Annotated in this window: 8 protein-coding genes; all 8 read left to right on the top strand. The window is 39.4% G+C overall.

The features are described 5' to 3' along the window. Positions 1-311: 311 nt before the first annotated feature. The 8 genes from BM257_RS00810 (at position 312) to BM257_RS00775 (ending at position 12223) form a co-directional block, all read left to right on the top strand. Positions 312-1379 (top strand): DUF1848 domain-containing protein, encoded by a 1068-nt coding sequence (locus BM257_RS00810; protein ID WP_092067271.1) that lies wholly within the window; start codon positions 312-314, stop codon positions 1377-1379. A 1-nt stretch (position 1380) separates the two neighbouring features. Then, the gene (locus BM257_RS00805) at positions 1381-4524 is read left to right on the top strand and encodes a UvrD-helicase domain-containing protein (protein ID WP_092067269.1); all 3144 of its coding nucleotides are present in this window, start codon (positions 1381-1383) and stop codon (positions 4522-4524) included. Continuing rightward, positions 4521-4841, top strand: a complete 321-nt coding sequence (locus tag BM257_RS00800; RefSeq protein ID WP_092067267.1) for a tellurite resistance TerB family protein — start codon at positions 4521-4523, stop codon at positions 4839-4841. Before BM257_RS00805 ends, BM257_RS00800 begins: the two co-directional genes overlap by 4 nt. Before the next feature lie 9 nt (positions 4842-4850). Then, positions 4851-5702: a hypothetical protein gene (locus BM257_RS00795; protein WP_092067265.1), complete on the top strand. Its 852-nt coding sequence runs from the start codon at positions 4851-4853 to the stop codon at positions 5700-5702. Between the two features lie 83 nt (positions 5703-5785). Continuing rightward, a complete protein-coding gene (locus tag BM257_RS00790) occupies positions 5786-7870 on the top strand; it encodes a hypothetical protein (RefSeq protein WP_092067263.1) in 2085 nt (694 codons plus the stop codon). A 49-nt stretch (positions 7871-7919) separates the two neighbouring features. Beyond that, positions 7920-9518, top strand: a complete 1599-nt coding sequence (locus tag BM257_RS00785; RefSeq protein ID WP_092067261.1) for an RNA-binding domain-containing protein — start codon at positions 7920-7922, stop codon at positions 9516-9518. A gap of 10 nt (positions 9519-9528) precedes the next feature. Next, complete coding sequence (locus tag BM257_RS00780; RefSeq protein ID WP_092067259.1) at positions 9529-9822, top strand: helix-turn-helix domain-containing protein; 294 nt, start codon at positions 9529-9531, stop codon at positions 9820-9822. Positions 9823-10225: 403 nt separating this feature from the next. Next, positions 10226-12223 carry an alpha-amylase family glycosyl hydrolase gene (locus BM257_RS00775; protein ID WP_092067257.1) on the top strand — a complete coding sequence of 666 codons (1998 nt, stop codon included), beginning with the start codon at positions 10226-10228 and terminating at the stop codon, positions 12221-12223. The last annotated feature ends 28 nt before the right edge of the window (positions 12224-12251 follow it).

Below are 12251 nucleotides of genomic sequence, written 5' to 3'. Positions count from 1 at the left end.
GTTAAGTCTCTAAATCGTAACCCGTTTAACCCGCATTTGACAGTTAAACTTTTACTCCAGCTCCGTGTCCTCAGTCAATTCGAAGACGTTCTCGTCAATCTTCAGTGCTTCAATTTGTTCATGTGTAGCCATGGGTTTCTATTCTTTTTTGCAAAAGTAGGCAATTACCTCGATTTATCCAAATAAAAAGACTTTCACAAGGCTTGTGGAAATCACTTTTTTAGTAATTGTGCATCTCATTAGAAAAAAAATCGTATCTTTGTGGTCAAAAATTGGCAATACGGAACAAGGACACCTAAAACGTAAGATATATGGCTCAATGGCAACCAATCCAAATAAAACGAGAAAACGGAGAGACTGTTAAAGCTCAGGCTCCCATTATAGTCTCTGCAAGTAGGAGTACGGATATCCCGGCTTTCTATGCTGACTGGTTCTTCCACCGTTTGAAGGTTGGCTATTCTGCTTGGACTAATCCCTTTAATGGGGTTAAGAGTTATGTGTCATATCAAGACACTCGCTTCATCGTATTTTGGTCAAAGAATCCAAGACCACTTTTACAGCATCTTGATTATCTGAAAGAGCGTAATATTGGTTGCTATATTCAATATACTCTTAATGATTATGAGAAGGAAGGTTTAGAGCGTGGCGTGCCGAAACTTTCTGAACGCGTAGACACGTTTAAGCTACTAGTTGATAAATTAGGAAAGGGACGGGTAATCTGGCGTTTTGACCCGTTGCTACTGACGGACGATATCTCTATTGATGCATTACTTTCCAAGATAGGACGAATTGGAGACCAATTACAAGGCTATACCGAGAAGCTTGTATTCAGTTATGCAGACATTCTGAGTTATCGGAAAGTAAAGGCCAATCTTGAAAAGAGTCATATCCCATATCATGAATGGACTGAACTGCAGATGCTGGAATTTGCAGAAAAACTTGCTGAGCTGAATAAGAAATGGGGGTATACTCTTGCTACTTGTGGCGAGAAAGTAGACTTACAGCGATATGGCATTGTTCACAACCATTGTATTGACGATGCACTTATTATCCGATTTACATACGAAGACAAGAAACTTATGGACTTTCTTAATGTCAAGACATTCCCAATGCCTGTACCAAATCTCTTTGGCGAATCAGAACCTTTGCCCGAAGATGCAATCCTTCTACCCAACAACACATACGCCACTCATGGCGATAATAGGGACAAAGGCCAGCGGCAGTTTTGCGGGTGTATAGTAAGCAAAGATATTGGGGAATATAATACTTGCCCCCACTTGTGTGAGTATTGTTATGCGAATTCGAGTAAGGAAATCGCAGTAAGGAACTGGAAAGAGCATAAAAAGAATCAATTTGGAGAAACAATAAAAGGGAGGTAATATGAAACCATTAAAGCGATTCATTCAGCAAAATAATGGATGGGCATTTTTGTTTGAGGATGGTACAACAGAATTTCATTCCGCATTAACCTCGGATATTTTAGCTTTTGGAAAGGGGGAGTTCTTTGAGAATTCTGGATATCTATCGTGTTCATGGGACTTTGACGAGTACAAATTGTGCCCAATATGCAAAAATGGCAAATGGGGTTTCGTAAATAAAAAGTTCGAATACACGATTCCATGTAAATATGATTTTGCAGGAATTGCAGTTAAAGATCAAGTTTACATACATTGTTGTAACCATACAATTTACTTCCATCACTATTTCTGGGATGCCTATACATTGTCAGAGCAGGAATCTGAGAAATATCTAGATTTCCATGAGAGAGTTAAGCCTTTTTATTGTCCCGTATTACTTGGTAACAGATGGCTACAAATCGACGAGAATGGCAATGAACTTGCCTTTGATAATATTAATACATATAAGACTGCTCTTAATCGAATTAGGAATGTAAATATTTCAAGCATTATTAAACTATGCCACGAATTATTACCTGAACAATGGAAATCTTACCCATGGAAACATCCAGAGTTGGTACATGGTATTGGACTATTGGCTAGTGAAGAAGCTCTTAATTGCTATATGTCTGCTTATGGGGAAATGCATGTTGGTAAGTTACGTGCAGCAATTATGAATTTCCCTTTTAATAAGTTGGTTGGCTCTATAGAAATTGTCGATTGGGGTTGTGGACAAGGTATTGGCTCCACAACGTTAATAGAAGTATTACAACAGCGTGACTTGTTGAAGTGGGTAAAAAGGATCACACTTGTTGAACCATCACCAAATGCCATCCAACGAGCGTTGTGCAATATTTCTAAGATGGTTGACAATAACATAGAAATAAATGCAATTAACAAATTCATGCCTGCCACAGTAGAAGTGACAGGTGAAGTAGTGACTTCTATTGGCTATAGATACAGCAAAGTCATTCATGTTTTCTCAAATATTCTTGATGTCAAGGCTATAGATTTGGCAGAAGTGGCACGCATGGTAGCTTCTTCTCATGGTAATCATTTCATTCTATGTATGGGACCCAAGAACAGTGCCGCTTACAGAATTGAACAGTTTTGTTCAGTATTTGGTGAACAAGAATATTTTAGCCATATTGATAGCGTGAGATATGGACGAACTCAAAGAACAGGTCATCCCTATACCTGCATGACGCGTTGTTTCGCTTATAATGGGGCATCATTAGACTTGAGCAGATTGTCATTGTATCATGACAGTGGAGAGGATGTGTTCAATGATTATGACATGCAGCTACAATGGCAAAACAAGGTGATGTCTCGAGAGAAAGCAAGAGTTGCATATCGTCTTCAGAGTATATTGTCAGTAGATGATATCCTATATGTTGATCCTGTTATTAATGAAGTGGCAGTTGATTTTATTATTGTTCGTCCAAATAAAGGGTTACTTCTACTAAATGTGTTTGAAGAGGATCTTAATAAATGCCAATTACCCAAGGATGGCAAAGGGATTTCTGTATTAGGTGAAAATGAGGTAGTCACAAAAACACTTCAGTCACCCATTGAACTTATTAGTTTGTGCCAAACCAGTATTAAGGATGGAATTGAAGAACTACTGTTGAGTACAATAGAAAGCAGTAAAAACTATGGTTTAATCAAGAAAGCGGTTGTGTTTACAGTTAATGACAACAATAAAGTTAGAGATTTCTTTGGTTTATCGGGTGAGCATATTAACTACACATATTTATTTGGAAGCGAGTTTATCTCCAAGAAAAGCATCTCGCAAGGACTTTATACCCAAATAGGACTTATTAACACCTCATCATATTTTGATGATGTAGTAAAACGTAAGATTGCAAAGATGCTTTCTCCTGCATGGCATTCTTATCAAGAAGGAAAAGCAGGATTTGAACCAAAAGGAGCACAAAAGAAACTCGTGGTTAGTCAAAATACACATCAGAAAATCAGTGGAGTTGCAGGATCTGGTAAAACTCATGTTCTCGCTGCCCGTGCTGTAAATGCGATGAAACGAACGGGTGGAGATGTACTTGTACTAACTTTCAATATTACATTAGCAAATTACTTGAGATATAGGCTCTCCGAACTGCGAGAGGATTTTTCATGGGAGAAAATAGATATTTATCCCTATCATCAATTTTTTAGGATACGAGCCTCAGAATGTAAACTTCATGTTGAGTTCGGATCATATGATAATCAGTCGTTCTTTAAGGATGTGAATGTTCATAAGCGTTATTCCGCTATCCTTGTAGACGAGGTACAAGACTATACTACCGAATGGCTAAGAATCGTTATGCAGAACTTTCTTTTGCCTAATGGAGAGTTTGTTGTGTTTGGTGATCCTAAGCAAAATGTTTATCACAGACCCATAGATAGTAATGGCGATATCCGATTGGGTGTTATTGGTGGTGTATGGAACAAAGAGCTGAGCACAGGACGGCGTTTTACCAACCCTCGACTTGCATCTTTAGCTACAGCGTTCCAGACAAGGTTCTTATCTAAGCAGTCCGTTGACACCATCAATGCAGCAAGTGATTTTGATAATTCGCTGAACTTTCAGATAGTCACTTATTACAATATGAGAGGGGCATTCACCATGGATAATCTGGTATTGAAATTAACAGAGATAATCAAAAATAGCAACAATAGTCCAAAGGACTTTGTTGTTTTGGCATCCTATTCTAAACTGCTGCAAATAATTGATTTTAAGTATCGAGAAAAGACAGGAGAAAAGACAGAAATTACCTTTGTCTCTACAGAACAATTCGAACATTTGAAACAGTTGCATAATGTTACCGATAAGCAACCTGCCAATTGGAAGTTCAATAGAGACTATGAAGCATTAGGTCGTACTAGGAAACAACTGTTTACTACAGACAAACGATGTTTGAAACTCTCAACTATCAAAAGTTTCAAAGGATGGGAGTCGCCTTGTGTGATAATTATTTTAGATGATGAGTATAATGCCAAAACCGCTTGCAATATACCGATGGAGCCAGAAATGATGTATACTGCAATTACGCGAGCTCGCGAAAATCTGTACATCATTAATATTGGTAACGAGACTTACGACAAATTCTTTAAAGAACAAACGATATGATTCAACTTACAATAATCGAGAAATTCGCAATAGTAACCATTCTCTCACAGATAATGAATGCTGATGGTATAATTTATCCGAAGGAGGAAAAATATATGGATAAGGTTTATGCTGAACTAGGTATAACCATTAGTGATATAGAAGATATGGCTAACATGGATGATATTCAGGCTAAGTCCGTTATAAATGAAATGCTGGAAGAGAAAAAGCAATATGTTCAATCTCTATTCGTTTCAATGGCTGAGGCAGATGGATATATACATCCAAACGAAACAGAAATAATCAATCATATTTGGGTGGAAGAAAAGACTCTATAAGATTTGAACATGGTAAAAGCAAATAATACAATATTCCGGTTTTATCTGGCAATGATGGATTTTTTTGGAGAGTATCTTTCTGAAAAGTATCCCCAAAGTAGTTCTATAGAAGACACAAAGCACTATCAGACTGTTATAATAATGAAGATTGTACGGATGTTTCATTCTTTAGAACTATTAACAAAGGGCACATTAGACGAAGTGTCTGCAAGATGTTTGCTCCGTGGAATTTTGGATAGTGTTACAGCCTATAGCTTCGTTTATCAAAGAGAAGATGAAAACGATATGCTGTTTCGTCATTATTTATATGCCTTGGATGGATGGCGAGAATATAAGAAGAGCGTTATTACAATTTCGGAAGAATATGAGTATAAAGATAAAGAGGATTATGCTTGTGACTATGTAATAAAGCAGATTGAAGAGAAACTGCGCAATCATATTTACTATTCTCAAGATCAAGCAACAGCCAAATTTTTAATTCAAAATTCTAATTGGAAATATGAATCATTGAAGAACCCAAGAAGTTTAAAATATGGAGAAATGTATTCTGTTATAGGTTTCAACAATAAATCAATAGAGTATTTCCAAGGCTATCTGTCACAATTTGTTCATGGTTTGTGCTTAAGTAATAAGCCAAACACAGACTCAGAACAAATGAAAAGGGTTCTGCATGAATGTATTCCTACAGCTGACATTTTCATTCAATCAATAAATCAGACGTTTAATGACAAAGAAATGATGATTAGTTTAATTGGTTCTGATACTATTCAGGATTTTCTTAATTCTAAAGATTTCAATTTTGAAGATTTGGCGGAATTTGCAATTGCATTAGTAAGGAAAGATAAAACCATATTGATATGATTTTACTTTAGTACGCATATCACATGACATGTGATTACATAAAAAATGGATTGAGCATTATTATAATTGATTAAAAAATACATATGACAGAAGATTTTTTCGATACAATTAGATACGATTATTCAATTGACCAGAAACTTGAGAAATGGGTGGCATCAAGAGTTAAATTGGCCTTCAGTTTAGCGAAGGTTCAGCAAGGTATTCTTGAAGAACTTGGATATAAGAATCTTGCTCCATTATCGGTTGACTATGATAGAATCTGGTTTTATATAAAAGAAGAAAAGTTCCATACTGTCGATGATAGTGAAGGAGGACATACTTATAGACGATGGACCCATTTGTATGGTGACATTCTCCTATGCTTAAATGACAACGGATATCATCTATGTGAGCCTTCAACTGAAAAAGGTCCAAAGAAGTACAAAGTTGAAGACGGAGAATACTATTTCTTGTGGGAAAATGACGAATATACAGAGTTGTCGTACATGCTTCCCATTGGCTATTGTAAAGATGAATTTGAATTTATAAAAGAAGAAAACTATGTTGCTATAAAATACCATAAGAAGAAAGAGTATGGTGATTCTTTTATGAGTGAGGAAGAAAGATGGAAAGAGAAACCCCTTAAAGATACAATTATTTCAAGAGAAAAAGACATATACCACATTAAAGTATTTACATATTTCTACAATGACAAAATTGTTGTATACGATGGCGATGAAATAATAGTCTACGATAAGGAGTTCAACATCTTGTATGAAAGCTATAGTGGTTTTGAAATATGGGAGGTAAATTCTACTTCTTATCTCCTTTTTCCATCAGAAGGATTAGTATATGAACTATCTAAAGGCGAAGAAATAAGTTTGGTAAATGGAAACAATATCTATTGGGATTATGTAAAAACATATAAGAACATAGCTGTCTTTTACACAATAGAACGATACCAAGTGGAAGATAATTCATATTATGATGAAGATGGCTATTATTGGAGTAGCGATTACAATGAAGAGGATATCCCCATAAGGAACACGATAGGACATATCTTCGATTCGTCTTTCAAATTGCTTAGAGAATTTAATGTAATAGGTGAGATTGAGCTACTAAAGGAAATAGGTAACACTATTGTAATGATAGCTAATTCATCATCTGTGGAAGAACACGACACCAGTGCCTATTATAATGTCAATGTTCCTAATTTGACTCGCCATAATGACAAAACTGATGAAGATTTCTCTGTTCCAGACATTACCTTTAGGGATATGGCTGGTTTTGAAGAACATAATCTGGTAGTCGTTAAGACAAGGGTTGCTTCATCTGAGTATATTGATTTAACAGAAAATACACCGTCTCAATTATTTAGAGAAAAATGTGGTGTTTACTCATGTATTGATTGGAGTAAAGGAAAATATAAGAAAATAATCGAATGCAAATACGATTATATAAAATCGTTACCCATTAAAGATGATTATAGCGTATACTATGCAGGCGTTGTTGGCTTAGGGGATGACAATAAATTTGATTTTTACATAAATCACAAACTTGTATTACAAGGGATACCTTTTAAAAGAGGGCACTCGGTGAAATTGATTAACGATGGAACATTCATTCAAATAACTAATTCTGATGGAAAAAAGGGGATATTAAGAAATGGCGAATTCCTTTTGGAGCCGATTTATAAAATGACTAAAGCATTTGTTATGCACGAAAGGAATTATAATCCAGAGACTAACATCACATCAGAATCCATAAAATATCTTTTTGTAGTTTCAGATGGCAAATTATTTGGAATATGTTCTCCATTAGGGAAACTAATACTTCCAATGAAATATTCCACGATTGACATGGATGATGAGCTCTGCATAGTATTGGTAAGAGACTTCGATAAAGAGCTTGATGATGAGAATAACAAGGAAATCGAAGAAATGCTTGATTATGGAGGAATTTATGAAACAGGCTATTATGATGAAGAAAAGGATGTTGTTGAAATAGAAAGAGCCGTGTTTAAAGAAGGTGCAGTTCTTCTAGACGATGAAGGTAATTATATTTGGGATGGTCAGTTTAGATATTTAAAAGAGGACGATTATTATGGATGGACGGATCAAGAACTTAGAGATGCCGCAGATATAGCTTATGAAGGTCATAGCAGATTGGAGTTAGGACTCGAAGACTAAAACACTATTATTAAAATCAAAGTCTTATTGAAATCAAGAATTACAAGATATGACGAAAGAAGATATACTGAAACTAAGAGATACGGCAGAACAGACGCGGGTGCAGTTCAAGGAGCGTGTGACTCGCGACAATAAGTATGACGTGAGTTGCGAGATGGTGGCACAGAGCAATTCTCGTGGCGGCATGATTGTAGTGGGTATTGATGACAAGACAGGACGCATCAATCCTCTCTCGTTTGTTGAGTTGCAAGAGACGACGAACTTGTTGGGAAGTTTGGCATCGGAAGGTGTGGTTCCACAGATTCTGCTCGACATCGAGAATGTTCAGATGGAGGGTGGTGTCATTGTGGTGGCTACCGTCAAACAAGGAAAAAACAAGCCTTATCGTGACAGCAAAGGAATTGTGTGGGTGAAACAGGGCGCAGACAAACGCAAAGTGTTTGACAATGCAGAACTGATAGCCATGCTGATGGAGAACGGACAGATGCATCCAGACAGCATGACTGTGAATGGAACCAGTATCAAGGATTTGGATGAGAATACCTTGCGGGACTATCTGCTCAACAGATTCCGTAGTGATTTTGAGCGACAGCAGTTGTCCGTAACAGAATTGAGGCATAGGAGTCTTGACGAGATTACAGGTGTTCTTAGCCAAACGCCAGAGGGCATCTTGAAGAACAATGGACTGATATTGGAGGATGGTACATTGACGGTGGCTGCCTTGATGCTGATGGGAAAGAACCCTCAACGTTGGTTGCCTGCCTTCACCGTGAGATGTGTCAGTTTTGTGGGTAACAGCATTGGGGGTACGGAGTTCCGTGATAAGAGTGGGAATGATGCAGATGGCAATGCCGTACACCTATACAACTATATCATTTCATTCCTGACCAGGAATCTTCGCAGGAAGCAAGTGGAAAAGGACTTTAACAGTCAGGGCGAGTTGGAGGTCTCAATCGCCAGTCTGTCAGAGATTGTCACGAATGGCATCCTACATCGCTCGTATGTGATAGAAGCACCATTGCGGGTGTTCATCTTCGACAACAGAATTGAGATTCACAGTCCAGGACTATTGCCAGAGGGTGTCAGCATGGAAAGCATTAAGCATGGCGCATCGGTGCCAAGGAACAAGTTGCTGTTCAATCATGGTATCAACTTGTTGCCATACACTGGTGCAGGAAGCGGCATCACCAGAGCCTTGAAGTTTACTCCAGATATCAAGTTTGTGAATGACGAGACGCTTAATGAGTTTGTGGTAACGGTGGAGCGTAGAAATGTAGGAGAAACAAGTCCTAAAAATGATAGAGATGATAGAGAAAAAAGAGACAGAGAAGACAGAGATAAAACGTTGGAAAACAATGACTTGAAAAATAGCCAGGGTCTTAAAAGAGACAGAGAAGACAGAGATGATATGATAGAGACGCACCCCGTTTCTTATAAGTCTCTCAGTGGGGTACAAAAGAATGTTATTCAATTCTGTAGTATCCCCAGAAGTGCAAGAGAAATCCTTGAGCATGTAGGATATGCTTACAACTCAACAAATATAGCCAATCAAATCAAGCCCCTAGTTGAGTATGGTTTTATTGAAATGACAGAGCCTAAAAAACTTAACAGTAAGAATCAGAAGTATCGGAAAGTTAGAAAAGACTAAAAGGAAGCGTATGATATTCGGTAAGAAGATAAAAGAACTCAGAGAAGAGCATGGGATGGTGCAGCGGAAACTTGCGGCTGCACTGGATATAGATACGCCAATGTATAGCAAGATAGAACGTGGAGAAAGAAAGGCCAAACGGAGTCATATACCTATTATGGCCAAATTACTGGAAATCGACGAGAAAGAACTACTGACTATCTGGTTGGCAGACAAGGTACTTGATACCGTTGATGGTGAAGACGAGGTAAAACATGGCGCTGTAATCTATGCTCAGAAAGAGATAGAGGCTGGAGTTGGATGATTTATGCTTGACAACTTTTTGTTGTACCTTTGTATTTGACAACGAGCCACGAAACAGGCGGTGATTCAGAGTCGGGTGCTCTTTCAGGCAATTTATAGCAGAACATTGAATTGAGAACGGTCTCCAAATCGTAACCCTAAATTTTCACAATCCTCTGCATCGCCTTTGTACAAAGAAATCCTACAAATTCTTCCAAAGTTACGAAAAGTTGAGAGCAGAACAAAAGATTTTAATCTTTTTTATGCCGAGACGGAGTAACTTCGCCATCTCTGAAGGCAAAGTTACGAAAAAGCACCCTGTGCAACCGATTGCACGACCCGCTTCACCTTATTTAATAGTTGAAAAGTAGCACGTAAAGGTAAAAATAGTATCTTTGCACACAGACAACTAAAAACTTACAGATATGAAGAAAATCTACACAACCCTTTTATTGTTTGTTGCCTCACTGACCGCATCGGCTCAGGGATGGCCGGCCAATTATGATGGTGTGATGCTGCAAGGCTTCTCATGGGACTCTTTTGTGGACACTCAGTGGACCAATTTGGAACGTCAGGCGGATGAGATGAAAGGCTATTTCGACCTGATATGGGTGCCACAGAGCGGTAATTGTAACTCATCGTATAACCAAATGGGTTATACGCCGGTGTATTACTTTGACCAAAATAGCTCGTTCGGTACGGAGGCTCAGTTGCGCTCGATGATCAAGGCTTACAAGGAACGGAAAATCGGGATTATTGCCGATGTGGTGGTGAACCATCGCAACGTGCTGGGCGTGGGCGGCTCATGGGTAGACTACCCGGCAGAGGTATATAAGGGCGTGACATACCAGATGCAGCCAACCGACATCTGTAAGAACGACGACGGCGGCAAGACGAAGACATGGGCCGACGGAAAGGGTATCAGCATCAGTGGCAATAGCGACACAGGTGAGGACTGGGACGGTTGCCGCGACCTGGACCATAAGAGCGAGAATGTGCAGAACATTATTAAGGTGTATCTTGGCTTTCTGCTGGACGACCTGGAGTATGCGGGCTTCCGCTACGACATGACCAAGGGCTTTAGCCGCAGTTATGTGGCAGACTATAATGCGACGACGAAGCCTCAGTTCTCTGTAGGAGAGTATTGGGACGGTAATGTGAACAACTTGAAGAACGTGGTGAATCAAATGAAGAAGAATGGCCAAATACAGAGTGCAACCTTTGATTTTGCTTTCCGCTATTCTGCTCGTGATGCTTGTAACAATACTAACTGGAGTAAGTTGGCAAATGGGGGACTTGCCACACAGTCAGGCTTCGACCGCTATGCGGTGACTTTCGTGGAGAATCACGACATGCAGGACCGTGGCAATGTCAGCAACTATACGAAAGACCCGATTACTAAGAATGTGGCGGCAGCCAATGCGTGGCTGCTTGCCATGCCGGGAACGCCTTGTGTGTTCCTGCTTCATTGGAAGAGCTATAAGGATGAGATCAAGCAGATGATTCTGGCTCGTAAGGCGGCTGGCATCACCAACCAGAGCACGTTTACGCAAGTGAGTAGTGCCATTCAATATTATGAAATGTACACTACGGGAGCAAAGGCCAAACTCTATGCTGTCTTTGGCAATAAGTCGTTCTCTGGTAGCGACTATGTGAAGATCCTGAGCGGCACCAATTATGCCTATTATCTAGAGAAGAAGGCAGAGACACCATGGGTGAGTCTGGCAGAGGATACTTATACCGATCCTATGGAGGCAACTCTGACTGCCGTGTCGCAGACTGCCGATGCTAAACTGGTGTACACACTTGATGGTAGTGATCCTACTGTTAGCAGCACACAGGTGAGCAGCGGTGCCAAGATCACTATCAGCGAAACTTGCACTCTGAAGGTGGGTCTGCTCATTGGTGGGGTAGTGAAGAACATCATCACGCGTCACTATACCATCAAGCCTTTCGAGCCTCATAAGGCTACCATCTACCTGAAGAATCCTGACTGGACTACTCCCGTATATTTCTACGCATGGGCCAATGATGAGAATAATACGCAGCTGCTGGGCAATTGGCCTGGTACACAGATCACTACGACCAAAGAGATTGATGGGTGCACGTGGTACTGCTATGAGTTCAATGTGGATATGAAAGACTACAGTTTCAACATCATCTTCAACCAAGGTTCAGGCAAGAAACAGACTGTTGATATCGGTCCGTTAAGCGAGGATACCTATTATGAGATTGGTGCTGAAGTGGGTGGCAAGTTCACGGTGAACGATGTCACGGGAACCGTTACGGCCATTACACCAATAACCTTCAACAATCGTCCGAACACAGACAATAACTGGTATGACCTTAACGGTCGCAGGCTGACAGGTGAGCCGACGACGAAGGGTGTGTATATTTACCAGGGAAAGAAAATACTTAGGTAAGAACCATTAGATATTTGCTAAGAAAAGA

It is taken from the genome of Prevotella sp. tf2-5, assembly GCF_900115435.1.
Classification (GTDB): Bacteria; Bacteroidota; Bacteroidia; order Bacteroidales; family Bacteroidaceae; genus Prevotella.
This window is presented reverse-complemented; position numbering and strand designations above follow the sequence as displayed.